Genomic DNA, 25,245 nt, shown 5'->3' on the forward strand with positions numbered 1-25,245 from the left:
GCCGGTTTACCCAGGGAGAAGCGCTCATGTCCAGCCTTGCCTTTGCTCTTGTCGACAGCACGTTCGAGCCTTTTCGTGCCGGTGAGCTGTTGGTTAAACCAGCCACGGAACATTGGGAGAAACAGGCGTATTACGCACTGCGCCGTGCGGTGTTCTCCGATGAGCAACAACTGTTGGCGCAAGACAAGGACGGTCACGACTTTCAGGCGATTGCGATTGTCGCGTTGGCCGGCAGTTGCGGCATGGCCGATCAGGTGGTCGGCGCGGTACGGATTTACCAGCCCGAACCTGGCGTGTGGTTTGGCGGACGTTTGTGCGTTGCGCCGGCCTATCGACGCCACAGCATGATCGGCAAGGCCCTGGTCAATGAAGCGGTGTCGCGGGCCAAGGAGCTGGGCTGCGAAATCTTTCACGCCACCGTACAAACGGCTAACGAGCTGTATTTCCAGACGCTGCACTGGGAGACCCTGAATCATCTTGAGTTGCTCGGGCAACCTCATTGCCTCATGCAGGCCGATCTGACGCGCTACCCCTTCATGCCGCGTCAGGTATCTCTGCGCACGTTGAAGGCTGCTCGCCATGCGTGAGATCGACGATCTGCCAGCGCTGCTCGAACTGTTGCGCAACACCCCGGCGATGCTCTCCAAACAGGCGATTCAGCAGCCCGCAGCGGTCATCGGCAACGCGGACAAGGTATTGAGTCGTGCCGAGATGTACGCCTTGCCCGGTGACGACACGGCAGCCATTGCCTGCGGCGAGCATTATCAGCTGTTGGCGATTGAAGGCATGTTGCCCGGATTTGTCAGCGCCGCCCCGTGGTTCGCGGGCTGGTCGGCAGTAATGGCTAACGTCAGCGATATCACCGCCATGGGCGGTCGGGCTACCGCAGTGGTCAATGCGTATTGGCACCATGATCAGGACGCTGCGCAGCAGGTGTTGGCCGGGATTCGCGCCGCGTGTGAAGCCTACGGTTTGGTGCTGGCGGGCGGGCATACCAGCCTGGCCAACGGCAACCCGACGGCGTTGGCTGTGGCGATTACCGGGATCGCCAGCAAATTGTTGTCCAGCCTGCATGTCGCGCCGGGGCAGGTGATTGCCATGGCGGTTGACCTCGAAGGCCAGTGGCACGCGGACACAGCCTATTGGAAGGCCTTCGAGGGTGTCCCGGCTTCACGGCTGCGCAGCAAGCTGGAGGTGTTGCCGCGTCTGGCCGAAGCGCAGTTGCTGCATGCCGCCAAGGACATCAGCAACGCCGGGGTATTGGGCAGCCTGCTGATGCTGCTGGAGGCCACCGGTTGTGGCGGGCATGTGGATTTGAATGCGCTGCCATGCCCGCCGGATGCTGATCCACAGCGCTGGCTGCAAGTCTTCCCCAGCTACGGTTTCCTCATGACTCTGAATGAAAAGGACTGGCCCAGTGTGCAGGCTGCCTTTGCGTTTGAAGGGCTGTGCTGCGAACGCATCGGTCAGGTCAACGCCAGCCCTGAGCTGACTGTGCAGACGGGTTTGCAACACGCGTCATTCTGGAATCTCGCCGAACAGGCCTTCACCGGCTTCAGTTACGCCCACCTTGATCTGTCCGCATTGAATACCCAACAGGAGCACTGACATGCCCGCTGTCAATTTCACCATTCGCTGGCCCAACGGCAAAGAAGCCTCCGGCTATTCACCTTCGACGGTGATCTACGACCACTTGCAGGAAGGCGCCAGTTATCCGCTGGCGGACTTTCTTCAGCGTATCGAAGGCGGACTTAACAAGGCCTCGGAGCGGGTCAGGCAGGTCAAAGGCTTCTACTGCAGCTCGGCGATGGACACCCTCAACTCCCTGAAGGGCCAGGCCATGCGTCAGGAAGACGGCGCGGTGCAGGTGATCAGTATGCGCACTGAAGGCGGCGGGCGGGTGCCTGGCTCGGGATGGAGTTCTTTCTGAAACAAGTGACCTGTAGGAGCTGCCGAAGGCTGCGATAGCGTTATACCCGACACACCGCTTTCGCAGCCTTCGGCAGCTCCTACAGAACGTGCAATCCGTGACTCACCGGAGCTTTCAAATGCCCAACGGTCGTGTGGGAGCCGGGCTTGCCCGCGATAAGAAAGGACACGATTCGATGTTAAACCGCGTCCAGCCTTATCGCGGGCAAGCCCGGCTCCCACAACGGACTCATTTCAATTAAAAATCCCGGAGCCCCCATGACCAACCCCCTCACCTCAATCAAACCACCCCATCACAGCGTAATCATCGTCGGTGGCGGTCAGGCTGGTTTGTCTGCCAGCCATTATTTACAGGCCCACGGCATCGATCACCTGGTAGTGGAAAAGCACAGCCTGACCCATACCTGGCGCACTCAGCGCTGGGATGCTTTCAGTCTGGTGACGCCCAACTGGCAGTGCGCTTTGCCAGGGTATCGCTACGGCGTGGAGCATCAGGGTAAAGATCCCCATGGCTTCATGACCAAGGATCAAATCAACGAGTATCTGGCGGGCTTTGTCGCGTCGGTGAATGCGCCTGCGCTAGAAGGCGTGGTGGTCCAGCGTGTAGTGCCAAGGGCCGCTGGCGGTTTTGAGGTGCATACCTCCAAAGGCGAGTTCACGGCTGATCAGGTAATCGTCGCCTCGGGCGGTTATCACACGCCGATCATCCCGCGTCTGGCCGAGCGTGTATCCGCGCACATCGTCCAGATTCACTCCGAGCAATACCGCAACGCCGAGTCGCTGCCCGAAGGCAATGTCTTGGTGGTGGGCTCCGGGCAGAGTGGGGCGCAGATTGCCGAAGATCTGCATCTGGCCGGGCGCAAAGTCTATCTGGCGGTAGGCGATGCTCCCCGTTGCGCACGTTTCTATCGCGGCAAGGACGTGGTCGACTGGCTGGCCGAGATGGGCTACTACGACATCGGCGTCGACACGCATCCGCTGCGTGAAGGCGTGCGCGACAACACTAATCACTACGTCACCGGTCGTGATGGTGGTCGCGATATCGACCTGCGTCGTTTCGCGGCTGAAGGGATGGAGCTGTTCGGACGTCTGCAAAGCCTGCAGGACAACACGCTGACATTTGCCAACAACCTCAAACACAGTCTCGACAGCGCTGATGCGGTCTATAACCGGATCAATGGCTCTATCGATAAATACATTCTGGAGCACGGCATCGATGCCCCGGTCGGTGAGGTCTATTCGCCGCAATGGACGCCGGAACAGGAGCGGACCGAACTGGATCTGAACGCGGCGGGCATCACCAGTATCGTTTGGTGTATCGGGTTTACGCCCGATTTCACGTGGGTCGAAGCACCGGTGTTCAATGGTCGCGGCCATCCTGGACACAAACGGGGTATCACCGCACAGCCTGGCTTGTACTTCCTTGGCTTGCCGTGGCTGTACACCTGGGGTTCCGGCAGATTTTCAGGTGTGGCGCGGGATGCGGAATATCTGGTGGCGCATATCGCTCAAGCGTTGGCGCCGGTGCGGCGAGTGGGGGCGGGGTAGGCTGCCCCCGTGTCCCTGAAACAGCGCTGTCGCGCAGCAAATACTGACCGGTAGGAGCGCAATTGTTGGCGAGAAGGTCTGCACCGCGGAGGCCCAGGTTTGCCGCGTTCGAAGGTAGGAGGCAACTTGTTGGCGAGAGGGCTGACGCGATTTTCCAGGCATGCCGCCCTCGCGAACAAGTTCGCTCCTACCCCGACCGTAGACGCTCAGGTTTGCCGCGTTCGAAGGTAGGAGGCAACTTGTTGGCGAGAGGGCTGACGCGGTTCTCCAGGCATGCCGCCCTCGCGAACAAGTTCGCTCCTACCCCTGCACCGCGGAGGCCCAGGTTTGCCGCGTTCGAAGGTAGGAGGCAACTTGTTGACGAGAGGGCTGACGCGGTTTTCCAGGCAAGCCGCCCTCGCGAACAAGTTCGCTCCTACCCCGACCGTAGACGCTCAGGTTTGCCGCGTTCGAAGGTAGTAGGCAACTTGTTGGCGAGAGGTTTGACGCGGTTCTCCAGGCATGCCGCCCTCGCGAACAAGTTCGCTCCTACCCCGACCGTAGACGCTCAGGTTTGCCGCGTTCGAAGGTAGTAGGCAACTTGTTGGCGAGAGGTTTGACGCGATTTTCCAGGCATGCCGCCCTCGCGAACAAGTTCGCTCCTACCCCGACCGTAGACGCCCAGGCTAGTCGCGTTCGAAGGTAGGAGGCAACTTGTTGGCGAGAGGGTTTGACGCGGTTCTCTAGGCACGCCGCCTCGCGAACAAGTTCGCTCCTACCCGGGCCGAAGAGGCTCCGGTCTGTTTGATGGGAGCGCATTCCCGTAAGAGTGGCTTTGGCCACTAGAAGGTCAGTGGACAAGCGATACTACGCCGCTTTGGAAACCAGCAGCTCCGGACTGCCCAGCGGATGAGTTTTTGCATCGAAAAAACTCAACTCGGCATCCAGATCACCCAACAACCCGATGTAATGCTGCTTCTGAAACTCGATAAACGCATCACTGCGCGGCAGGACCGATATCGCGATCCGCTTCGGCCTGGCCTGACGGATCGCGGCCATGATATGCGCGTCCTGTTTGCCCAGTGCATGGCCGAAAATACACAGCGCATCGCCGTGTTGCGCCAGTTGCCCATGGCAGAACGACAGGTAATCCGACGTTCGGATGAGCTTCATCTTTTCGGCGCTGGTGCCTTCGCTGATGAACAGCGGCACGTCGTCCAGGGCATTGATAGCGAAGCTGCCCAGCAGCGAACTTTCCGATGACAAAAGCTTGCGCACCGTGCCATCGAGGTTTTTCACCAAGTGCATGCCGCCGTGTAAATACAGGATGCGGGTCGCCTCAGAGCTGGTTCGGGCTGTGTGCAGATTGAACGTCGCCTCGTCGTTGAACAGGTCGTCGAACGGCTCCGGCGCGTGCATCACCGCCCAAAAGGCCAGCAAGTCATAGTTGCTTGAATACACGGTCGCGTAGCGTTGCAACTCGCTGTTCAGCCGGGCGAGGGTATTGGCCTCGATCAGCTTCCACGGAATATGCACCGAACGGATGGCGTGGATCAGCGCTTCCTTGATGGCGAAGTAGCGGTTGCGCGGCGAGGACGAGCTGATGGTCAGCGCAGCATTGACCCGCATCGCTGATTTCAGCGCGGCCAGCACCGGCTCGAAGTTTTGAGTTTCCAAGGCGTTGAACACCGCCAGTTCGGTGCGGCTCATGGGGTTGCTGCGAGTGGTCTGGGACAGGTCGAACAGCGAGTCGTAAGCGAAGTTCTTCCAGACCGCAAGACTCGCACCGTTACCCATCAACAGCCCCCAGCTTTCGTCACGGGCGTTTCGCAGGTCGTTCCAGTCAGCCAGTCCGGCATCCATTTTCGTCAATTGCATCATCTCGCTTCACTACACATTCAAAGATCACCCTTTGGCTGAGCGACAGGGCTAAACGCCGATCATCTTATAGAACGTAGCGAAGAAATGTCGCCTGGTTGCCTTGACGGTCCCGACTATCGAGACAATACTTCGCCTCATATTCATGTAGATGACTAGATAAATACCAATATGAACAAATTATCCAGCGATGAGCGTTTACCTCTTTATCAACGCCTGCGCGACCAGTTGGCCGAGCAGATTGCCAGCAATCGTTGGCGTCCGGGCGAGGCGATTCCCACCGAGGCGGCGCTGTCCAGCGAGTATTGCCTGTCCACCGGCACGGTGCGTAAAGCCATCGACATGCTGGTTGCCGACAATATTCTTGAGCGTCAGCAGGGCCGCGGGACGTTTATTCGCCGCCCGCAATTTGAATCCTCATTGTTCCGCTTCTTTCGTTTTCAGTCCGCTGCTGGCGCCCGCCAGGTTCCGGAAAGCCGAATCCTGTCCATTGAGCCAATGACCGCGCCGTCAGCGGTCAGCCAGGCCCTGGGTCTGGTTCCCGACTCCCCCGTGATCCGCATGGTGCGACTGCGCTTGCTTGAAACGCAGCCCATGCTGGCGGAAGAGATCTGGCTGCCCCGTGTTCAGTTTCAGGCATTGCTGGACAACGATCTGCAGCGCCAGGGGCCGTTGCTGTATCCGATCTACGAAGCGCTGTGCGGCCAGGTGGTCGCTTATGCCGAAGAGACCCTTACAGCCGAGGCGGTCAGTGAAGTGCATGCGCGCCTGTTGCAGATTCCCGTCAACAGTCCGGTGGTGGTGATTGAACGTCTGGCGCGCAACTACGCCGGTGAACCGCTGGAGTGGCGTCGTTCGCGCGGGCACGCCAGCCATTTCCGTTACAGCGTGGAAATCCGCTGACGGTTTGTCCGCAGCTTTTCCGGAATGTACGCGATAGCGTCCTGCTTGACACACCGCCATCGCGGCATCGCGGTGCTCGTGCGCTCCTACAGGGTCCATATTCATTATCTGATTTGAAATGCCGTTTACCTGTAGGAATCGCCCCGGTGTCCCTGACACCACGCTTTCGCGCAGCAAACAGGGGACCTATAGGAGTGAGCTTGCTCGCGATGGCGTCAGGTCAGACGGTAATTCTCAACAGGTCTACCGTTATCGCGAGCAAGCTCAATTCTACAGTTCCAATTTAACTGTTGTTATCGCGCGCGGTCACACCAACGCCACCGTCTGCCGACACTCCAGGCTCAACCTCGCACCACCCAACGGGCTGGTCCCGATGTGCAGGGTGAAACCATGCAGATTGACGATCGCCGCAACGATGGACAGCCCCAGGCCGAAGCCGTGTTTCTGGGTGCTGCCTTCGCTGCGATAAAAACGCTGGAACACCGCCTGGCGTTCGGCTTCAGGAATGCCGGGGCCTGAGTCCTGGACTTCCAGGCAGGTAATGTCGCCATCCGCTCTGGCACTGAGGATCACGCTGCCGCCGGCCGGGGTGAATTTGATCGAGTTGCTGAGCAGGTTGGCCAACGCTTCGAAGAGCAGAGCGCGGTCACCCAGTAGCGGTGGCAACGGATCTTCCACGCGCAGGTACAGGCTGACGCCACCTTCTTCGGCCAGCGGCAGGTAAAAATCATGGACCTCTTGCAGCAGTTCGCCAGGGTCGAGTTCGACAAACGCGGAGCGACGCTGGTGATCCTCGATTTCCGAGATGCGCAGCAAGCCGCGAAAGCGCGCCATCAACGTGTCTGCCTCGGCAATGACCTGATCCATTTGCGTTGCAACCAGGGAGTCCTCCGGTGATTGCTGCTGGATGCGATAGAGTTGCGCCCGCAAGCGAGTCAGAGGCGTGCGCAGGTCATGGGCGATGCTGTCGCAGACGCCTTTGACTTCATTCATCAGCTTCTCGATGCGATCCAGCATGGCGTTGACGATGACCGCCAGCATGTCCAGCTCATCGCGGCGCGCCGACACTGGAAGACGCCGACCCAGATCGCCTGCAACGATTGCCTCGGCGCTGGCCTGAATGCCGCGAATGCGTTGCAGCGGTCGGCGACTCAACAAATGCCAACCAGCGATGCCGGGAATAATCGTCAGTGACAGTCCCCAAAGTAGGGCGCGCAAGATCAGGGTGGTCACAGCAAACAGTGAACCGTTATCGCGTACCAGGACCAGCCAGTGACCGTCGCGGGTCTGGCTGGCGACCGCGTCACAGGTATCCTGCGGCATGTGCGGATCTTCTGAGTCGACGCAGTTGCTCAACTGATGAATCTTGCCGTCCAGCGGCAGGCTCGGAGGTACGGTTGTTATCGGGCCATTGAGCGGGCGCAGTTCCGCATCGAACAGACCATAGGCGTCTACGGCGCGCATGTCGAAGGTCATGCTGGAGGTCAGCGCCTCGATCAACTGCTCACCTTCAAAGCGGGCAAACAGTTGCTGGCGTTGCATGAGGGAGTGGCGAGCAAGGTTTTCCAGGTAGCTGCTGACTTCCCAGTACACCACGCCGATCAGCGTGCAGCTCCAGGCCACGAACAGAAAACTGTACAGCGCCAGTAAACGACTGGTGGAGGAACGCCAGCCCTTAGACGGGTTCAGCAATGACATAACCCGAGCCTCGCACGGTCCGAATCAGTGGAGTCATGCCGGGAGGATCGATTTTTTTCCGCAAACGACCAATGTGTACGTCGATCAGGTTGGTGCCGGGATCGAAGTGATAACCCCAGACTTCCTCGAAAATCATCATGCGGGTGATGATCTGCCCGCTGTTGCGCATCAGGAATTCCAGCAGTTTGTACTCGGTGGGTAGCAGGCTCAGCGGATGTTGACCGCGGCTGGCTTCGCGCTTGATCAGATTCAGTTCCAGATCGGCGACCCGCAGAACGGTTTCGGCAGCGGCCACCGGGTTGCGTCGGCGCAGCAAGACTTCAACCCGCGCTGCCATTTCGTCAGACGCAAAAGGCTTGGCCAGGTAATCATCGCCACCGGCACGCAGGCCGCGCACCCGTTCATCAACATCGGAAAGGGCGCTGATCATCAGAATCGGGGTAAAGATGCCTTGCGCACGCAAGGTGGTGACGATGGCCAGACCGTCTACTTCGGGCAGCATGCGGTCGAGGGTGATCAGGTCGTAATCGCCGCTTACCGCGCGGGCAAGGCCTTCGCGGCCGTTATCGACCCAGTCCACCTCAAGGCCATGGTTGCTCAACTCCGCAACGATTTCCTGGGCGGTCACGGCATCGTCTTCAATGGTCAGAATTCGGGTCATCTTGCCTGCCTGAAGGGGGTTACAGCCAAAAAACCTATTCTCGCTGATGTGACCTGAACATTTTCTGAAAGAATTTTCATCTGGTACAGGTTTTCAACTTGAATGTGATCTCCAGTTGGAGCAAGGCTTGTGTGGGAGCGGTGCTTGCCCGCGATAAACGATAACGCGGTATGTCTCTTAATCGCGTCTCATGTATCGCGGGCAAGCACCGCTCCCACAGGAGATAGCATTCCAGTACAGGGGCAGCATTCCTGTTCAGATTACTTGGAGGTAGCAGCAGCCTGCTCTTCTTCTTTCAGTCGCTTCTTTTCTTCAATTCGTTTCAACCGGTCCCGCTCCAGCTTGGCAGTGGTGTCTTTTTCGCTGCGGATCTGCGCATGGCTGAGAATGGCGAAGATGAAGCTGCCGCCAATGATGTTACCGGCGAGCGTTGGCGCCGCGAAAACCAACCAGAAATCACTCCAGGACAACTCGCCGGCAAACACCAGATATGATGCTTCGGCCGAGCCCACCACGATGTGGGTGAAATCACCGAGGGCCATGAGATAAGTGATCAGCACGATGATCCAGATCTTCGCGGCTTCCATGGAAGCGATCATCCACACCATGGTGGCGATCATCCAGCCGGACACGATGCCTTTGGAAAACATGTGAATGACGTCGTTTTCCATCACCTTGCGGCCGATTTCCAGAAATGCCTTGTCGGTCTGGCTATCGAAAATCGGCAAATTCAACATCACATAAGCCACCAGCAACGTGCCGCACAGGTTGCCGAAGAGGACTACACCCCACAACCTGAACAACCGGCCGAGGTTGCTCAAGGTCGGCTTGCTCATGACCGGCAGCACCGCCGTCAGGGTGTTTTCGGTGAACAGTTGCTGACGAGCGAGGATCACCGCGAGAAAACCGGCGGAATAACCGAGGCTGGCGATGACATGGCTGGATTCGATATCCGGCAAGCGCGACTTGAATAATCCCATGGCCATCAACGACAGGCCCATGGTCAAGCCCGCAGCCAGCGCCGACCACCAGAGTGCCGCAACACTTCGCTCCAGCTCATGATCGCCCTGAATGCGAATGGTCTCGTGGAGCACCGCCGCACGGGGCGGCTGGTTCTCGTCGACTTCGCGTTCTTCTTCTGCGGATAACCCGGGGGTTCTGCCTTCTGTTTTGTCTTCCATACAACATCCTTAAATGCGAGTGAAGGCGTAGATGTTTTAATGCTGCGCCGGGCTGATGGTTGAGACACAATTCACCGCGGGTCGTTCGCTGGTGGGCGTCCGGGTCAATCATAAAAAGCCATCATTAAAAGGAGAGAGTCGTGACGTTGCAGATTCGTGAAGCTACCAGAGCTGATGCCAAGGTAATTCTGGGCTTCATTACTGAACTGGCCATTTATGAAAAGGCCGAACATGAAGTGCTGGCGGACGTCTCTGATATCGAGCGTAGCCTGTTTGACGAAGCCTCTCCGGCAAAGGCGTTGATCTGCCTGCTGGATGACCAGCCAATCGGTTTTGCCGTGTATTTCTTCAACTATTCCACATGGCAGGGGCGTAAAGGCTTGTACCTGGAGGATCTGTTTGTGTCACTCGAACATCGCGGTGTCGGTGCAGGCAAATACCTGTTGCGCCACCTGGCGAAAGTCGCCCATGACACCGGATGCGGCCGTTTCGAATGGAGCGTGCTGGACTGGAATCAGCCTGCCATCGATTTCTACAAGTCCATTGGCGCAGAGCCGCAGGACGAGTGGGTGCGGTATCGAATGGAAGGGGCGAGCCTCAAGCACTTCGCGCTGGGCGGCTCTTGAGCTGAGCCCTGAACCCTGTGGTGACACAGCAGTCAGACTGCTATCGCCGCGTTCCTCAGGATTGTTAAATGCTCAGTCGCACCGTATTTCCCGTGTTCATGGCTGCTTTGGCAGGTGTCTCACCCGTACAGGCCGATGAGGCATTACGGTTGGAGCGGATGCAGCGTTGTGACGATCTGCTGGCCCGCGATCAGCAAACGTTCTGCCTCGGCGCACGCGGTCTGAAACCCGGGGCTGTGCAGCTCAAGCTGGATGGCAAAGCGGTGCCCGGCCAGGTGATTGAGCGTGATGGTGAGCGTCTCAAGTTGCGCCTGAGCGCTGCTGACTGGCGCAGCGGCCCATTGTGGCTGGAGCAGGAGGGGCAGAGCAGCAATGCCGTGTGGCTGAGCATGGCAGGCAGTCACGTATTGGCAGCCACGCCACAGCAAGTCGCCAAAAACATGGACGGCCTGACCAGTTACGTGGATCTGGTCAGTGTCATCATTGAAGAAAAATTCCAGGGCGCGGAAGAGGCGGAGCGCATTGCGAAAAAGTACGGCGCCACAGTCGTCGGTTCCATCGCGCCGCTCAACACTTATCAATTGCGCCTGCCAGTGACTGATCTGGTGCAGCGCGACGCCATGGTGCTGCGCATGGGCAGTGAGGTCAGTGTCGATGCAGTGGTGGTCGAGGAGTCGGCCGCTGAATCCCCCGAAGGCGAAGCCGCTCCCAGCGATGGCAAGCAGGCCAAGCCGACTCAGGATCAGTGGGCGGCCAACCGTTTCATGGACGCGGTCAACTACTATCAGCGCAGGATTCCCGCCGTCACGTCGCCGATCAAGCCGGTGCCGATCCGCATCGGGATCATCGAGCGCGAAGTGGACTTCGATTCTCCGGACTTTGCCGATTACCTGGGTAACTGCAAATCAGGCAAACCGCGCACCTGCCTGTACGCCCGTGACGCGAAAAAGCCTGACGGGCACGGCTCCACCGTGGCAGGCATTCTCGCAGCGGACACTGCGAAAGGCGGCAATAGCGGGTTTCTGCGCGCGCTGGATGGCGTAAGTGATGGCTTCGAGGTCATCGTCGAGCGCAACTCCGATGCCGGTATCACGGCGAACGTCGCGGCATCGGTGAATCTGGTGGAAGACGGCGCGCGGGTGCTTAACTGGAGTTGGGGGCTGCACCGGGTCGGCGCGAAAAACGTCGAGGGCGATGAGGTGGACTCGTTGCTCAGGTCTGGCATCGCCATGTCCGGCTATGAAGAACTGCTGGAAGAGTTTTTTCTCTGGCTGCGGCGCAAGCACCCCGACGTGGTGGTGATCAACTCGGCGGGTAACGGCTCGTCGTTCTCCGGCACGGATGAGTACCGCTTGCCGTCTTCGTTCATCACGGATCAGTTGCTTGTTGTGGGTGGGCATCAGCGCAGCAAGGATGACGATCTGCCCATCGATGACCCGGCTTACGTCGAGAAACGTGAGTCATCCAACGTTGACAGCCGCGTCGATATCATGGCGGCAGCCTGCACACGGGCATCGACCCTTACAGCGGGTGAGCAGGGCGCGGTGCATTGCGGTACTTCCTACGCCACGCCGATGGTCACCGGGATTGTCGCGGCCATGCTGTCGATCAACCCGAAGCTGACCCCGGAGCAGCTGCGCATGCTGTTGCGCCGCAGCGCCATGCCCATTGGTGGCAACTTCGATTTCGAAGCCATGGATGCCGATGACCTGACGGCGCCAATCCTGCCCTCTGAGCGCAATTATCAGATGGACGACAAGAACATCGGTCGCTCCGCGCGTCTGGACATGCAGAAGGCGCTGGATCTGTCGGTACAGAGCCTCAAACGGGAGCGATGATCCGCTGTAGTTGAGCGGCTATTTGAGCAATTCGCTGCTTTCGATGCGGGTCACGCCCGCCGCAGTCATGTCCTGCCAGGCTTTGTTCAGCGAGCCATTCATGTCGATGGCGCGGCAGGCGTCGGCGATGACCAGGGTGGTGAACCCGGCGGCTCTGGCATCCAGTGCTGACCATGCCACGCAGAAGTCCAGCGCCAGGCCTGCCACGAACACGTTCTGGACGCCGCGCTCCTTCAGGTAGCTGGCCAGACCCGTCGGTGTCTCGCGGTCGGCTTCGAGAAACGCTGAATAGCTGTCGATGTGCGAGTTACAGCCTTTGCGCAAAATCAACTGCGCATGGGGCAGGTCCAGATCCTCATGCAGTTGTGCGCCGTGGCTGCCTTGAATGCAGTGGTCCGGCCAGAGGGTTTGCGGACCATAGGGCAGGGTAGTGATCTCGAATGGCAAGCGGCTCGAATGGCTGGAGGCAAACGAGATATGCCCCGCTGGATGCCAGTCCTGCGTGATGACCACGCCTTGAAATTGCTGACCGAGACGGTTGATCAGCGGCACCAATGCATCACCCTCGGCCACTGCCAGCGCGCCTCCGGGCATGAAGTCGTATTGCATGTCGATGACCAGCAGCACGCTGTCGAGACCGAATGCGTTTGGGTTCATGGTGTGTCTCCTGAGTTTTTACCGATACGCTCTCGTAGGACCGGCTTTAGCCGGGAGGGCGGTATTTCTGACCAAAGATATTTAGGGGATGTACCGACGTCCTCCCGGCTGAAGCCAGTCCTACAGGACTTGCGTTCCAGTAAGGGAGTGCGGTTCGACTCTAACCAAACACCCGAATCGGCGCACCCGCACTCCACGCCTGAATATCTTCAATCATCTGGCCATAGAACATCCGGTAGTTGTTCTCCGTGACATAACCCACATGCGGCGTCGCGAGCAGGTTATCCAGTGTCCGAAAAGGATGCTCGACAGGTAGCGGCTCGATGGCAAATACATCCAGCGCCGCACCGGCGATGCGCCGCTGTTGCAGGGTTTCAATCAGTGCAGCCTCGTCGACGATAGGCCCGCGCGAAGTGTTGATCAGGTAAGCCGTCGGTTTCATCCAGCCCAGCGCCTGAGCATCCACCAACCCACGGCTGCGATCGCCGAGCACCAGATGGATCGACAGAATATCCGACTGCTCGAACAGCTCCTGCTTGCTGACATACGTCACGCCGGATTCAGCGGCTGCTTCAGCCGTGAGGTTTTCACTCCAGGCAATGACTTTCATGCCAAATGCCAGACCATAGCGGGCGATCCATTTGCCAATGCTGCCGAGTCCGAGAATACCCAGGGTTTTACCATGCAGATCACTGCCAATGCCGATCTGCCACTGACCGCTGCGTAACGAATTGGCTTCGTCCACCAGATTGCGGGTTACACCCATGATCAGCGCCCACGTTAGCTCCGGTGCGGCGTGCTTGTAGCTCTCCGTACCACACACCTGAATGCCCAGGCGTCCGGCGGCTTTGACGTCAATCGCCGCGTTGCGCATGCCGCCAGTCACCAGCAGTTTGAGGTTTGGCAATTGGCTGAGCAGGGCGTCATCGAAAATCGTCCGCTCGCGCATCACACAAATCACCGTGAAGGCCTGCAAACGTGCCGCCATGGTGGCGGTATCGGCAGGGTATTCATGAAGAAAGCTGACTTCGCCGATGCTGTTCAGGACCGACCAGTCCACGACGTCACTGGCTACGGATTGCCAGTCATCCAGCACTGCGATTTTCGTTTGCGTCATCTCGGGTTCGCCTTTGCCGCGTTTTCAGAATTGTGTTGCCACATTAGCGCCAGATTTCCCCTTAGCCAAACAGCCCGGCAGCAAGATTGATCGAAAAACCGAGAATCGCCGTGTTGAAGATGAAACCGATCAGGCTCTGGGCCAGGACGATCCTGCGCAGGCCTGGCGTCGCGACGCCCACGTCCGAGGTTTGCACCGCGACGCTGAGGGTGAAGGAGAAATACAGGAAGTCCCAGTAGTCCGGGTGCTTCTCGCCATCTGCGAAGCGCAGGGCTGGTTCTTTACCTTTCCAGGTATAAAACAGGCGGGCGTAATGCAGGCTGAAAATCACCCCGGTGACCAGCCACGAGCCTACGACTGTCAGGGCGGTGAAGGCGTAGTGAAGCGCCCGGTCATCCGTGGTCATCGCCTTGCTGCCAGCCAGTTCCAGGGTGATTGCCGCGAGGCTGGCCAGCGCTGCTACGCACACAGTGACCAGTACCAGACCGGCGTTTTCATCTTCGACCATGGAGATACGTTCCGCGTCGGCCGCATTGGTGCGAAACGTGCGGATCAGGATCAATACCAGATACACCCACACGGCGACGTTCCAGGCAATCAGGCACTTGCTGGTGATGGATATCTGCGGAGTGATGATTGCTGCGGCAAGCCCGCTGGCGAGACCCAGCGCGGTGGCGATGCTCAAACGTGGATGGGTGTGAGCGATATGGGACATGGGCCGGACTTCATGACGGATGATTCACGAACATTAGCACGGGCTTTTATGGCGGAATAAAAAACGACGCGCAAGGGGGTTACGCGTCGTATGCCAGCTTGGCAAGGATTTCAGTTCTTCGGTAGGAGCGAACTTGTTCGCGAGACGGCAGGCCTGCGTACGTAGCTGCGACGACTCGCCAACAAGTTGGCTCCTACCGGAATAGCGTTCATTCAGGTGGTGATGGATGTCACCGCACCAGACACGGCTGCTTGTTGTTGAATTTCCAGTCCGGCACCAGGAACTGCATGGCGACGCCATCGTCACGAGCACCCAGGCCCATGCCTTTGTAGAGTTCGTGCGCCTTGTGCACCTGATCCATGTCCAGCTCGACGCCCAGCCCCGGTTTCTTCGGCACTTGCACGGCGCCGCCCACAATCTGCAATGGTTCGCGGGTCAGACGCTGGCCGTCTTGCCAGATCCAGTGAGTGTCGATGGCGGTGATATCTCCCGGTGCGGCGGCGGCCACATGGGTGAACATCGCCAGGGAAATATCGAAATGGTTGTTGGAATGCGAGCCCCAGGTCAGGCCCCATTCGTTGCACATTTGCGCCACCCGCACCGAACCCTGCATGGTCCAGAAGTGTGGGTCGGCGAGTGGAATGTCCACCGACTGCAGCTGAATCGCATGGCCCATTTCACGCCAGTCGGTGGCGATCATGTTAGTGGCGGTTTTCAGGCCGGTCGCACGGCGGAACTCAGCCATGACTTCACGACCGGAGAAACCGTTTTCCGCGCCGCAGGGGTCTTCGGCGTAGGCCAGCACATGGTGCTGATCGCGGCACAGACGAATCGCTTCTTTCAGTGACCACGCGCCATTCGGGTCGAGAGTGATCCGGGCGTCCGGGAAGCGTTCGGCCAGGGCGGTGACGGCCTCGATTTCCGCGTCGCCGCTGAGCACGCCGCCTTTCAGTTTGAAATCCTGAAAGCCGTAGCGCGCCTGGGCCGCTTCTGCGAGACGAACGACCGCCTCCGGCGTCAGGGCCTCTTCATGGCGGACACGGAACCAGTCGTTATCGGCATCCGGTTCATTGCGGTAATCCAGATTGGTTTTGCCCTGATCACCTACGTAGAACAGGTAGCCAAGCATTTTCACTTCGTCGCGCTGCTGGCCTTCACCGAGCAGGGCTGCGACCGGCACGTCCAGGTGCTGACCGAGCAAGTCCAGCAGTGCTGCCTCCAGCGCCGTCACGGCGTGAATGGTGATGCGCAGGTCAAAGGTCTGCAAGCCGCGCCCGGCGGAGTCACGTTCGGCAAATGTTTTACGAACGTCGTTGAGAATCTTTTGATAGGTGCCAATCGAGCTGCCCACCACTAACTGCCGCGCATCTTCCAGCGTCTGGCGAATGCGTTCGCCGCCCGGCACTTCACCTACGCCGGTGTGCCCGGCATTGTCCTGCAGGATGACGATGTTGCGGGTGAAGTAGGGGCCATGGGCGCCGCTGAGGTTGAGCAGCATGTCGTCATGACCGGCGACCGGGACGACCTGCATGCTGGTGATAACAGGTGCTTTGCTCAGGTTCTGATTCATTGTTATAGGTCCTTTTAATAATCGTAGCGGGCGGTCAAGAGTGGGCGGCCGTTGGAGCCGTTGGCTCTGCCGGGATCTTGCCGGGCTTCGGTGTATTGCGTGCAGCGAAAACGATGATGGCGGCAATGATTGAGGTAGCCGTCAAACCATACAGGCCGCCCTGGATCGAGCCGGTGTGTTGTTCCAGCAAGCCGAACGTGGTGGGCGCGACGAAACCGCCGAGGTTTCCTACCGAGTTGATCAAGGCAATCACCGCCGCCGCGATACGAGCGTCCAGGTAAGCCTGGGGAATGGGCCAGAACAGCGACGATGCGGACTTGAAGCCTAGTGCAGCAAAGCAGATCGCAACGAAGGCAAACACCGGGCTGCCCGTTGTGGACATGAACATCCCGGCAGCCGCGATCAGCAATGCAGCGGCGACCCAGGCCTGTTGACGCTTCCACTTGGCTGACATGGCGGCAAAAGCGTACATGCCGACGATCGACAGCAACCAGGGAATCGAGTTGAACAGCCCGACCTGGATGTCACTGAGGTCACCCATCTTCTTGATGATGCTTGGCAGCCAGAAGGTCGCAGCATAGATCGTCAGCTGGATGAAGAAGTAAATCAGGCAGAACAGGATGATCTGCCGATCCTTGAGCAACTTGCCAATGGACGCTTTGACCGGATTGGCAGCTTCACGCGCCCGTTGCTCTTCATCAATCGCGTTGACCAGTGCGTCCTGTTCTTCGCGGGTCAGCCATTTGGCGTCATGGGGTTTGGAGTCGAGCCAGAACCAGACAAAAGCACACAGGCCTACCGAGAACATGCCCTCAATGAAGTACATCCACTGCCAGCCTTTCATGCCGAACCCGCTGATCTGCAGAAGCAGGCCAGAGAGCGGACCGGAAATCAGCGAGGCAATGGCCGAGCCGCTGAGGAAGATCGCAATGGCTTCGCCGCGCTCTACACCCGGCAACCAGCGGGTGAAGTAATAGATTACGCCCGGGAAGAAGCCTGCTTCTGCAACACCCAGCAGGAAGCGCAGGATATAGAAGTGGGTTTCGTTCTGGATGAAGGCCATGCAGGTGGCGACGATGCCCCAGGTGAACATGATCCGTGTCAGCCAGATGCGGGCACCGACTTTTTGCAGAAGCATGTTGGAAGGGACTTCGAACAACGCGTAACCGATGAAGAACAGGCCGGCACCAAAGCCATAGGCGGCTGCGCCGATGCCCAGATCGTGTTCCATGTGCGAGCGCACAAAGCCGATGTTCACGCGGTCAATGTAGTTGACGATAAACATGATGACGAACAGTGGCAGGATGTGGCGTTTGACCTTGGAGACAGCTGAAACCAAAGTCGAATCGGCCCCATCACCCGTCCGGGTACTGGATGCGTTCAAGGGTGAATCTCCCACTCGTTATTTTTATGCGGGTCAGTACAAGCTGCTGGCTTGTGTTGATGGACATCATACAAGTAGATATTGGGTGCGCAAGAGGCATTTAGCTGGTTTTTGCGGAAATTTCTGCGAAGTAATCCTGGTCGTCTGGCGAATTTTAAATGGACTGAACAAGTGCGGATTTTGTTTATTAATATATTTAAAACAAAGGCTTATGAGTTATTTGCAGCTGAATTTTTATTAGTTCGTCATTTCCTGATTTTTTCAGAAATCTTCGTCAGGCCTTGAGTCATGGCGCTTTCGGGGACGTGTCGAGTCGGCCTGACTTGATGTGTTGTCATACAAGTCAGATGAGTTCATCCGGGTTTGCTTGTATGACAAGCAGCTTCTTTGCGGTGCTATGATCCCGGCAAAATTGGCGTCCAGGACAGGTCTTCATGCAACAGCCCACGCGTCAGGCACCGAAGCGCCGACCTCACAATCTGGCGACGGATCTGGTGACCGAACTGAGTCAGCGGATTCTGCTCGGCAAGATCCCGCCGGGGCAGAAGCTGCCTTCGGAAAATCAGATCGTTCGTGAGCACGGTGTCAGCCGCACGGTAGTTCGCGAGGCCATCTCCAAATTGCAGGCTTCCGGTCTGGTGGAAACCCATCACGGCGTCGGCACATTCGTGCTGGAACGGGGCAACCAGACAGGGCTGCATCTGAAGGTTGAAACCGCCGCCAGTGTGCGAGACATGATCGAGTTGCGTATCGGTCTGGAAACCCAGGCCGTGGCTCTGGCGGCGTTGCGCCGGACCGACGAGCAGCTGGCCGCGATGCGCCAGGCCCTGGATGACTATCAGGACCTGTTGGCCAATGAGGATAGTTGCGTGGAGGCCGACTGGCGCTTTCACATGCTGATCGCGGAAGCCACCGGCAACTCGTATTACACAGAAATCATGCAGCACCTGGGCAGCGCGATCATCCCCCGCAGTCGCATTGCCTCAAGTGAAAGGGCAGGCGCCAACCTCGCTCATCACGGGTATCTGGCCAATCTGGAACACGAGGCGCTGCTCGCCGCGATCCGCCGCCAGGACCCGGATGCAGCCCGTGCAGCGATGTGGACGCACTTGAGTAACAGTCGCGAACGCTTCGCGCCGCTGGATTGAGTGGTTGCCCGCAAGCTGACGTGGGACCGGCTTTAGCCGGGAAGGCGGTATCTCTACCGACCCTTTTTAGTGACTGTACTGGCCTATTCCCGGCTAAAGCCGGTCCCACGTCAGAGTAATGCGCTATTTAGAAAACTTCTGCGCATCCCCCAGCACCTGCAGCATCACCCCCGTCTGCCACTCGAACCAGGGATTGAACGTCAGGCGCGCATGGACTTTGCCCGCTTCGCGGTAACCCCAGTCCGAATACCACACCTGATCACCCGCCAGGCATTTCTGCATGTCGGTCGTTTCCTGACCGTTCCAGCAAATGCGCTGCTTGCCATTCACGCCGTACAACGGATTTTCCGGGGAGAACAGCAGGCCCATGTGCGAGAACTGGCTGATTCGGTATTCAGGCAGGTAGTCCTTGCGCACCAGTACACGGGGCGTTTGTGCGGCGTCCTTCGGGCTGTCTCCGTACCAGATCAGCCGACTCGCGGGGTTGCTGAAACGCTGATTGAAATTGTCCAGGACGTAGTAGGTGTCCAGCACCGAGTCGTGCTGGGTAATGGCGATGAACACCGGCTTGTCGTAGCGGCGCTCGCTCAGGCGATCTTGCGCCAGCACGCTGCTGCGATAGAACTGGGCAAAGCCATTAGTGGGCACATTCAGGTAGCGCAGCGGTGTTTGCAGTGGGCGTAGCGGGTCTTTGGGGCTTGCCAGCCACGGGCGCGCCCACGCGATCCACTGCGTCGCCCAGGCGTAGGGGCTGTCGGAGCGAAAGGCCGGAGAGAACAGCACCAACCCGGCGATTTCGTCGTGATCGTAGGCGTAGTCCAGCACCAGATTGGCCCCGGTGGAAAACCCGCCGAGATACACCTTGGGCACTTCACGGCTAAGCGTTTGCGCTTGTTCCCGAACCACGCTCTGCCACTGCTCCAGCGTGACATCGAGCATGTCCGACGGCTGCGTACCGTGACCGGGCAGCAGCACGGTACGCACCAGAAACCCCTGAGCAGCAAGCTGTGCGCCGATGTCATGAAACGACCACGGCGAGTCACCCAGACCATGAACCAGCAAGACGCCGCCTTTGGGCGTAGCTGTTGGTCGCCATTCCTGTGGCGCGTTCCATTGCAGCTCGGCGGTACGGTCCGCAGTCTGGAAACTTCGGTGCTGCTGTATCCATTCCAGCGTCTGCTGACGATAGTCGGCAAAGCTCTGTGTCGGATGATCGTTGCTGGCCGATGACGCGCAGGCCTGAAGTGCAAGTAGGGCGGGGAACAGGCATACGATTCGGTGTTTGGCCAAGATTCGGGGTTCTCTTCAGCGTGTGATTACGAGATGAACTGCACTTTGCCACGAGCGTTCCGTCGGCTGCCAGCTTCCGTTTGCTCGCGATAGCGTCAGTTCATGCGATAAATTTGTCGACCAGGAAATCGAATCGCGACCAAGCTCACTTTCATCAAACAAACGACAACTATCTGATTTGGAATACTTGTCTGTAGGAGCTGCCGAAGGCTGCGAAGCATTTCTCCTGACACACCGCGATCGCAGCCTTCGGCAGCTCCTACAGATTTTTATATTTGCTGCGCGACAGTGCGGCGTCTGGACGACGGGGCTGTTCCCGCAGGAAATGCGCACTGGTGCTGTCGGGTCGATGCGCTCGGTCTATGTACGTGACCCGGATTTGAATCCGATCGAAATCCCGGAGCAGGTTTAAGTTTTGTGTGGCTGGCTTCAGCGCACCAATCCCAGCCGCTCATGCCACTCGGCAATGGATTCTTTCGGGTACTCATCGAATTGCTTGTCGCCGTCGTGCACGTACACCTCGACCCAGGATGCCTTGGAGTCCAGTAGCAGGTGAGTATTCTCTGGTGGCGATGGCAGTGCCGTGTCGATGGCTGACGCAAACGGGTGAATCAGCTCGGGCCATTCCGGGCTGAACAACCACAGGCCGCTGCCGCACAATTTGCAGAAATGCCGCTCGGCGCTGCTGACTCTGACGTGATGGTCTTCGCGGATTTTCGCGTGATAAATCGAAATGTTTTCCCGGCCTTTAACCTTCAGGCTTTTCGCGTCGCCGCCCAGATTGATCGAATAGCCGCCTCCACCCTGCGTTTTGCGGCAGATCGAGCAGTAGCAGCGTTGATAAGGGTAGGGATGGGCGCTGTTGAGGCTGAACTCGACTTCGCCGCAATGGCATGAACCTTCCAGATGCATGATGTGTTCTCCGTTAAAACGCTCAGGAGCCTGGCGTGTCTTTGGTTAAGCCTTAAGGTCTAGACAAAGTTATTGCCGGTTTGCACAGAGCGTTCGTCGGCCCCGGACAATCTGTTTGGGAAATATTCGGAAATAATCGCCGCCTCAGCCTGCTTCCTCGCTCAAGAATGCCGCTCGTCGGTCGATATTTGAGTTGTCCTACAACTTTACGTTGCCCAGTTTGACCCTCCTGCCAATAACAAGAGCTCCCCTCATGAACCTACGCAATTTGACCATCGCCCGCCGAGCCGGTCTTGGCTTCACGCTCATCTCCTTGCTGGTCGCCTTGCTTGGCTGGTTTGCCATGGTTCAGATGTCGACGATTCGTCAGAGTGAGGTCGCGGTTGAAACCAACTGGTTACCCAGCATGCGTGTCGTCGGTGATATTCGTGAAAACATGCTGCGCATTCGCACGATTTCTTTGCGTATGGCCCTGGACCCGGACCCTAAAAATATTCCGACGTATCGCAGCCAGCTCGACGTACGCAATCAGGATCTAAACAAGAAGCTGGACACTTTCGCTTCGTTCGTTGATACCCCGGAGGAAAAAGTCCTCAGTGATCAGTTTCGGGCAACGTTGGGTGAGTATCAGAAAGCGCTCGATAAATCATTTGTAATCGCTGCGCAGAACGACCGTGAGGCGCTGAACAAGTTACTCCTGGTGGACATGAAGACCATCGTCGATGGCTCAGGCAAACAGCTGTCTGATCTGGCCGATTTTTATGTCCAGCGTGTGGATGCAGAGGGCAAGGCTGCCGAACAGCAGTACGATCAGTCGCGCAACATCGTGTTCATTTTCGTGGTGATTGCTGGCCTGGGCACCATTGTCCTGGCCTTGCTGCTGACCCGCAGCATCGTGCGTCCGCTGGAGGTGGCCGTGACGGCCGCGGAAAACGTCGCCAATGGTGATCTGACTCAACGCATCACGGTGGATGGCAGCGATGAAGTGACCCGTTTACTGGTTGCGCTGGACAAGATGCAGGGCAACTTGCGCGCGGCCATGCAGCACATTGGCAGCTCCGCGACACAGCTTGCTTCGGCTGCCACCGAGCTGAACTCGGTGACCGAAGACAGCTACCGCGGCTTGCACCAGCAGAATGCTGAAATCGATCAAGCGGCGACGGCTATCAACGAGATGACTTCGGCGGTGGAAGAAGTGGCGCGCAACGCCGTGTCCACCTCCGATGCATCGAACCACTCCAATCGTTCGGCTCTGGCGGGTCAGGCGCGGGTCGTGGAAACCGTGCAGTCAATCCAGACCCTGACCGATAACGTCCAGGCGACTTCGGCGCTGGTGCAGAGCCTGGCTGATCAGTCGCAGGATATTGGCAAGGTGCTCGACGTGATCCGCTCCATTGCCGAGCAGACCAACCTGTTGGCACTCAACGCGGCGATTGAAGCAGCGCGGGCGGGTGAATCCGGGCGTGGTTTCGCCGTCGTGGCGGATGAGGTCAGGGCTCTGGCGCATCGCACCCAGCAGTCCACCCTGGAAATCGACAAGATGGTCAGCGCCATGCGCAGCGGTTCTGCTCAGGCACTGGAATCCATGCTGACCAGCAGCGAACGCGCTAACGAAACCCTGACTCTGGCTCAAGGTGCCGGTGCATCGCTGACGGATATCACCTCATCCATCAACCAGATTTCGGAACGCAACCTGGTCATCGCCAGTGCGGCCGAAGAGCAGGCTCAGGTTGCTCGGGAAGTGGATCGCAACATCGTCAACATCCGCGACCTGTCCATGCAGTCGACCCAGGGTGCCAACCAGATCAGTGCGTCCAGCAACGAGCTGTCGCGCCTGGCGGGTGATCTGAATCAGGTGGTGGCGCGCTTCAAGGTCTGATTTGCTGCTGTATTGCCTGGCGCTTGCTCCTTGCAGGTTATGCCGGGCATGATTCGCCTCTGCTCAATGACAGAGGCGAGACAGCTTCATGGACAATAAGAACAATCTTTTCAGCAGTTGGCTTCGCGCCCCCGGTCACCATGAGTGGCTGGCCCGCGAAGGCAATCGACTCCTGACCTTCGCCAAGGCCTCGCGGCTGCCCCAAGGGTTTGGCAATCTTGATGAGCATGGCGTCCTGCCGGAAAACGCTCACGCCGAAACCATGAACACCGCTCGCATGACCCACAGCTTCGCCATGGCTCACATCCGCGGCATACCCGGCTGCGCCGCATTGGTGGACCACGGCATCGCGTCGCTGGCAGGGCCGCTGCGGGATGCAGAGCATGGTGGCTGGTTCAGTGCGCCCCTCACTCACCAGAGTAAAACCGACAAGCAGGCTTACTTGCATGCCTTCGTCGCATTGGCGGCCAGTTCGGCTGTCGTTGCAGGTCGGCCGGGCGCGCAGGCGTTACTGTCGGATGCCATCGAGGTGATCCAGCGTCGTTTCTGGAGTGAGGAGGAGGGCGCGATGCGCGAGTCCTTCGCTCGCGACTGGACGCAAGAGGAAACCTATCGCGGAGCCAACAGCAACATGCACAGCACCGAGGCCTTTCTTGCCTTGGCCGATGTGACCGGCGATGCCCAGTGGCTGGATCGGGCCTTGCGGATTGTCGAGCGGGTGATTCACGGTCATGCGGCTGCCAATGACCATCAGGTGATCGAGCACTTCAGCCTCTCCTGGGAGCCCTTGCCAGAGTACAACCATGACAATCGCGCCGACGGATTCCGCCCGTACGGCACGACGCCGGGGCACGCCTTCGAGTGGGCGCGGCTGCTGTTGCACCTGGAGGCGTCGCGTCAGCGTCTGAAGCTGCCGACCCCGTCGTGGCTGCTGGTTGATGCACGTCAGTTGTTTGCCAATGCGTGTCGTGATGCCTGGAATGTCGACGGCCTGCCTGGCGTTGTCTACACCCTGGATTGGCAGAAGCAGCCGGTGGTGCGTCATCGTCTGCATTGGGTCCATTGCGAGGCCGCCGCTGCAGCCGCCGCGTTGTTGCAGCGCACGGACGAAAAGCAGTATGAGGACTGGTATCGCCGCTTCTGGGAGTTCAACGAAACGTTATTCATTGATCGCGAGCTGGGCAGCTGGCACCACGAGCTCAGCCCGCTCAACCAGCCCAGTGCGGATATCTGGGGCGGCAAGCCGGATCTGTATCACGCGTATCAGGCGACGTTGTTGCCGGTATTGCCGCTGGCACCGAGTCTGGCGAGTGCGTTGGCGGGGATGGGCTGAGTCAATGCGGTCTCACGTAAGGCAATGATTCCCTGTGGGGGACTCTATGTTCGCTCGCAAGCCGACGTGGGACCGGCTTTAGCCGGGAAGGCTTCATGACTGACGACGGAAATGCAGCGACTGTACCGGACCATTCCCGGCTAAAGCCGGTCCCACGACAGTGAATCCTGTGGGAGTGCCGCTCGCCGCCTTCTCGATCCCACACTAATCCCCCATCTCCAACTCTACCCACGTCGGTGCATGGTCGCTGGGATGTGGCTCGTTCCGCGGCCAGTGGTCCACCCCGGCACGCTCCAGCCGTGTGCTGGTTTCTGCGTTGAGCAGCAAGTGATCAATGCGCAAACCAGAGTTGGTTTCCCAATGTTTACGAAAATAATCCCAGAACGTATAAATCGGCTCGTCCGGAAAGCACCTGCGCAGCGCATCGGTCCAGCCCTGGCTCAGCAGGCGCTGAAAGCACTCGCGACTCTCCGGCTGAAGGAGTGCGTCCTTGAGCCATGACCGCGTGTTGTAAATATCCTCGTCGGTCGGCACCACATTGTAATCGCCTGCCAGCACCACCGGATGCCCGCTGGAATAGAGCGACTCGGCATGCTCGATAAGCTTTTCGAACCATGCCAGTTTGTAATCGAATTTTGGCCCCGGCTGAGGATTGCCATTGGGCAGGTACAGGCAGCCGACGATTACCCCGTGCGCTGCCGCTTCGATGTAGCGACTCTGACTGTCCTGTTCAAAGCCGGGCAGGCCGCGACGAATTTCCAGTGGCTCCATGCCCTTGGCCAGAATCGCCACGCCATTCCACGAAGGCTGTCCTTGCCAGATGGCGCCGTAGCCCGCGTCACGTATTTCATCGATGGGGAAGGCCAGGTCGGCGGCTTTCAATTCCTGCAGGCAAACCACGTCCGGACTTTCGCGGCGCAACCAGTCCAGCAGGATTGGCAGGCGGCTGCGAATGCCATTGATGTTGAACGTGGCGATTTTGATTGTGCTCACGGTGGT

At 58.6% G+C, this 25,245-nt stretch carries 22 protein-coding genes and 2 pseudogenes; 12 read left to right on the forward strand and 12 right to left on the reverse strand.

Annotated elements, in window-relative coordinates; translation table 11 throughout:
• Positions 1 to 26 precede the first annotated feature (26 nt).
• The 4 genes from CKW31_RS19630 (at position 27) to CKW31_RS19645 (ending at position 3,477) form a co-directional block, all read left to right on the forward strand.
• Positions 27 to 587: an MSMEG_0567/Sll0786 family nitrogen starvation N-acetyltransferase gene (locus tag CKW31_RS19630; protein ID WP_095098783.1), complete on the forward strand. Its 561-nt coding sequence runs from the start codon at positions 27 to 29 to the stop codon at positions 585 to 587.
• A complete protein-coding gene (locus CKW31_RS19635; RefSeq protein ID WP_095098785.1) occupies positions 580 to 1,608 on the forward strand; it encodes a sll0787 family AIR synthase-like protein in 1,029 nt (342 codons plus the stop codon). The genes CKW31_RS19630 and CKW31_RS19635 overlap by 8 nt, the downstream gene beginning before the upstream one ends.
• Position 1,609: 1 nt before the next feature.
• Complete coding sequence (locus CKW31_RS19640; protein WP_095098787.1) at positions 1,610 to 1,930, forward strand: MSMEG_0570 family nitrogen starvation response protein; 321 nt, start codon at positions 1,610 to 1,612, stop codon at positions 1,928 to 1,930.
• A 257-nt stretch (positions 1,931 to 2,187) separates the two neighbouring features.
• The gene (locus CKW31_RS19645; RefSeq protein WP_095098789.1) at positions 2,188 to 3,477 is read left to right on the forward strand and encodes an MSMEG_0569 family flavin-dependent oxidoreductase; all 1,290 of its coding nucleotides are present in this window, start codon (positions 2,188 to 2,190) and stop codon (positions 3,475 to 3,477) included.
• Positions 3,478 to 4,323: 846 nt separating this feature from the next.
• Here the strand turns inward: CKW31_RS19645 and CKW31_RS19650 are convergent.
• Positions 4,324 to 5,337 (reverse strand): DUF4917 family protein, encoded by a 1,014-nt coding sequence (locus CKW31_RS19650; RefSeq protein ID WP_371856783.1) that lies wholly within the window; start codon positions 5,335 to 5,337, stop codon positions 4,324 to 4,326.
• A 168-nt stretch (positions 5,338 to 5,505) separates the two neighbouring features.
• Here CKW31_RS19650 and CKW31_RS19655 point away from each other — a divergent pair, with 168 nt between their 5' ends.
• On the forward strand, positions 5,506 to 6,237 hold the full coding sequence (locus CKW31_RS19655) for a GntR family transcriptional regulator (protein WP_176469925.1): 732 nt from the start codon (positions 5,506 to 5,508) through the stop codon (positions 6,235 to 6,237).
• A gap of 306 nt (positions 6,238 to 6,543) precedes the next feature.
• On the opposite strand, the gene CKW31_RS19660 is transcribed toward CKW31_RS19655, so the two are convergent.
• From CKW31_RS19660 to CKW31_RS19670, 3 genes are all read right to left on the reverse strand, one after another.
• A complete protein-coding gene (locus tag CKW31_RS19660; protein WP_095098794.1) occupies positions 6,544 to 7,935 on the reverse strand; it encodes a HAMP domain-containing sensor histidine kinase in 1,392 nt (463 codons plus the stop codon).
• Positions 7,913 to 8,596, reverse strand: coding sequence for a response regulator transcription factor (locus CKW31_RS19665; protein WP_095098796.1), 684 nt, complete (start codon positions 8,594 to 8,596; stop codon positions 7,913 to 7,915). The genes CKW31_RS19660 and CKW31_RS19665 overlap by 23 nt, the downstream gene beginning before the upstream one ends.
• Positions 8,597 to 8,856: 260 nt before the next feature.
• A complete protein-coding gene (locus CKW31_RS19670) occupies positions 8,857 to 9,777 on the reverse strand; it encodes a formate/nitrite transporter family protein (RefSeq protein WP_095098798.1) in 921 nt (306 codons plus the stop codon).
• A gap of 140 nt (positions 9,778 to 9,917) precedes the next feature.
• Here CKW31_RS19670 and CKW31_RS19675 point away from each other — a divergent pair, with 140 nt between their 5' ends.
• Together CKW31_RS19675 and CKW31_RS19680 are read left to right on the forward strand one after the other, a co-directional pair.
• Positions 9,918 to 10,403, forward strand: a complete 486-nt coding sequence (locus CKW31_RS19675; protein ID WP_095098800.1) for a GNAT family N-acetyltransferase — start codon at positions 9,918 to 9,920, stop codon at positions 10,401 to 10,403.
• A 68-nt stretch (positions 10,404 to 10,471) separates the two neighbouring features.
• Complete coding sequence (locus CKW31_RS19680) at positions 10,472 to 12,241, forward strand: S8/S53 family peptidase (protein WP_095098803.1); 1,770 nt, start codon at positions 10,472 to 10,474, stop codon at positions 12,239 to 12,241.
• Between the two features lie 18 nt (positions 12,242 to 12,259).
• On the opposite strand, the gene pncA is transcribed toward CKW31_RS19680, so the two are convergent.
• The 5 genes from pncA to CKW31_RS19705 form a co-directional block, all read right to left on the reverse strand.
• A complete protein-coding gene (gene pncA, locus CKW31_RS19685; RefSeq protein ID WP_095098806.1) occupies positions 12,260 to 12,898 on the reverse strand; it encodes a bifunctional nicotinamidase/pyrazinamidase in 639 nt (212 codons plus the stop codon).
• A gap of 160 nt (positions 12,899 to 13,058) precedes the next feature.
• Positions 13,059 to 14,015, reverse strand: coding sequence for a D-2-hydroxyacid dehydrogenase family protein (locus CKW31_RS19690; RefSeq protein ID WP_095098809.1), 957 nt, complete (start codon positions 14,013 to 14,015; stop codon positions 13,059 to 13,061).
• Positions 14,016 to 14,076: 61 nt separating this feature from the next.
• A complete protein-coding gene (locus tag CKW31_RS19695) occupies positions 14,077 to 14,730 on the reverse strand; it encodes a DUF1345 domain-containing protein (RefSeq protein WP_095098812.1) in 654 nt (217 codons plus the stop codon).
• A 229-nt stretch (positions 14,731 to 14,959) separates the two neighbouring features.
• On the reverse strand, positions 14,960 to 16,300 hold the full coding sequence (gudD, locus tag CKW31_RS19700; protein WP_095098815.1) for a glucarate dehydratase: 1,341 nt from the start codon (positions 16,298 to 16,300) through the stop codon (positions 14,960 to 14,962).
• A gap of 34 nt (positions 16,301 to 16,334) precedes the next feature.
• Complete coding sequence (locus tag CKW31_RS19705) at positions 16,335 to 17,684, reverse strand: MFS transporter (RefSeq protein ID WP_095098818.1); 1,350 nt, start codon at positions 17,682 to 17,684, stop codon at positions 16,335 to 16,337.
• Between the two features lie 434 nt (positions 17,685 to 18,118).
• Here CKW31_RS19705 and CKW31_RS19710 point away from each other — a divergent pair, with 434 nt between their 5' ends.
• The gene (locus CKW31_RS19710) at positions 18,119 to 18,832 is read left to right on the forward strand and encodes a FadR/GntR family transcriptional regulator (protein ID WP_095098821.1); all 714 of its coding nucleotides are present in this window, start codon (positions 18,119 to 18,121) and stop codon (positions 18,830 to 18,832) included.
• A 123-nt stretch (positions 18,833 to 18,955) separates the two neighbouring features.
• Here CKW31_RS19710 and CKW31_RS19715 read toward each other — a convergent pair whose 3' ends face one another.
• Positions 18,956 to 20,098: an alpha/beta hydrolase gene (locus tag CKW31_RS19715; RefSeq protein ID WP_371856788.1), complete on the reverse strand. Its 1,143-nt coding sequence runs from the start codon at positions 20,096 to 20,098 to the stop codon at positions 18,956 to 18,958.
• Between the two features lie 352 nt (positions 20,099 to 20,450).
• Here CKW31_RS19715 and CKW31_RS29975 point away from each other — a divergent pair.
• A pseudogene (locus tag CKW31_RS29975) lies at positions 20,451 to 20,534 on the forward strand (VOC family protein); the annotation flags it as partial.
• A 17-nt stretch (positions 20,535 to 20,551) separates the two neighbouring features.
• Here CKW31_RS29975 and CKW31_RS19725 read toward each other — a convergent pair.
• Positions 20,552 to 21,034 (reverse strand): GFA family protein, encoded by a 483-nt coding sequence (locus CKW31_RS19725; protein ID WP_095098824.1) that lies wholly within the window; start codon positions 21,032 to 21,034, stop codon positions 20,552 to 20,554.
• Between the two features lie 253 nt (positions 21,035 to 21,287).
• Between CKW31_RS19725 and CKW31_RS30450 the strand changes: the two are divergent.
• The 3 genes and pseudogenes from CKW31_RS30450 to CKW31_RS19735 form a co-directional block, all read left to right on the forward strand.
• Positions 21,288 to 22,058, forward strand: a pseudogene (locus CKW31_RS30450) (MCP four helix bundle domain-containing protein); the annotation flags it as partial.
• Positions 22,059 to 22,073: 15 nt separating this feature from the next.
• Positions 22,074 to 22,913 carry a methyl-accepting chemotaxis protein gene (locus tag CKW31_RS30455; RefSeq protein ID WP_371856789.1) on the forward strand — a complete coding sequence of 280 codons (840 nt, stop codon included), beginning with the start codon at positions 22,074 to 22,076 and terminating at the stop codon, positions 22,911 to 22,913.
• An 88-nt stretch (positions 22,914 to 23,001) separates the two neighbouring features.
• Complete coding sequence (locus CKW31_RS19735; RefSeq protein WP_095098829.1) at positions 23,002 to 24,246, forward strand: AGE family epimerase/isomerase; 1,245 nt, start codon at positions 23,002 to 23,004, stop codon at positions 24,244 to 24,246.
• 204 nt (positions 24,247 to 24,450) lie between these two features.
• Here the strand turns inward: CKW31_RS19735 and xth are convergent, their stop codons facing one another.
• Positions 24,451 to 25,239 (reverse strand): exodeoxyribonuclease III, encoded by a 789-nt coding sequence (gene xth / locus CKW31_RS19740; protein WP_095098832.1) that lies wholly within the window; start codon positions 25,237 to 25,239, stop codon positions 24,451 to 24,453.
• Positions 25,240 to 25,245: the final 6 nt, after the last annotated feature.

Origin of the sequence: Pseudomonas sp. Irchel 3A5 (genome assembly GCF_900187575.1) — a bacterium.
In the GTDB taxonomy this organism is placed as follows: Bacteria; Pseudomonadota; Gammaproteobacteria; order Pseudomonadales; family Pseudomonadaceae; genus Aquipseudomonas; species Aquipseudomonas folii.

Bases quoted from the DNA above. Each gene is read 5' to 3' on its own strand.
- CKW31_RS30455 (WP_371856789.1), top strand. From the start codon at position 22,074: ATGCAGCACATTGGCAGCTCCGCGACACAGCTTGCTTCGGCTGCCACC.
- CKW31_RS19710 (WP_095098821.1), top strand. From the start codon at position 18,119: ATGCAACAGCCCACGCGTCAGGCACCGAAGCGCCGACCTCACAATCTG.
- CKW31_RS19735 (WP_095098829.1), top strand. From the start codon at position 23,002: ATGGACAATAAGAACAATCTTTTCAGCAGTTGGCTTCGCGCCCCCGGT.
- CKW31_RS19680 (WP_095098803.1), top strand. From the start codon at position 10,472: ATGCTCAGTCGCACCGTATTTCCCGTGTTCATGGCTGCTTTGGCAGGT.
- CKW31_RS19670 (WP_095098798.1), bottom strand. From the start codon at position 9,777: ATGGAAGACAAAACAGAAGGCAGAACCCCCGGGTTATCCGCAGAAGAA.
- CKW31_RS19690 (WP_095098809.1), bottom strand. From the start codon at position 14,015: ATGACGCAAACGAAAATCGCAGTGCTGGATGACTGGCAATCCGTAGCC.
- CKW31_RS19725 (WP_095098824.1), bottom strand. From the start codon at position 21,034: ATGCATCTGGAAGGTTCATGCCATTGCGGCGAAGTCGAGTTCAGCCTC.
- pncA (WP_095098806.1), bottom strand. From the start codon at position 12,898: ATGAACCCAAACGCATTCGGTCTCGACAGCGTGCTGCTGGTCATCGAC.
- CKW31_RS19655 (WP_176469925.1), top strand. From the start codon at position 5,506: ATGAACAAATTATCCAGCGATGAGCGTTTACCTCTTTATCAACGCCTG.
- CKW31_RS19650 (WP_371856783.1), bottom strand. From the start codon at position 5,337: ATGATGCAATTGACGAAAATGGATGCCGGACTGGCTGACTGGAACGAC.
- CKW31_RS19640 (WP_095098787.1), top strand. From the start codon at position 1,610: ATGCCCGCTGTCAATTTCACCATTCGCTGGCCCAACGGCAAAGAAGCC.
- CKW31_RS19695 (WP_095098812.1), bottom strand. From the start codon at position 14,730: ATGTCCCATATCGCTCACACCCATCCACGTTTGAGCATCGCCACCGCG.
- CKW31_RS19665 (WP_095098796.1), bottom strand. From the start codon at position 8,596: ATGACCCGAATTCTGACCATTGAAGACGATGCCGTGACCGCCCAGGAA.
- CKW31_RS19660 (WP_095098794.1), bottom strand. From the start codon at position 7,935: ATGTCATTGCTGAACCCGTCTAAGGGCTGGCGTTCCTCCACCAGTCGT.
- gudD (WP_095098815.1), bottom strand. From the start codon at position 16,300: ATGAATCAGAACCTGAGCAAAGCACCTGTTATCACCAGCATGCAGGTC.
- CKW31_RS19645 (WP_095098789.1), top strand. From the start codon at position 2,188: ATGACCAACCCCCTCACCTCAATCAAACCACCCCATCACAGCGTAATC.
- CKW31_RS19630 (WP_095098783.1), top strand. From the start codon at position 27: ATGTCCAGCCTTGCCTTTGCTCTTGTCGACAGCACGTTCGAGCCTTTT.
- CKW31_RS19635 (WP_095098785.1), top strand. From the start codon at position 580: ATGCGTGAGATCGACGATCTGCCAGCGCTGCTCGAACTGTTGCGCAAC.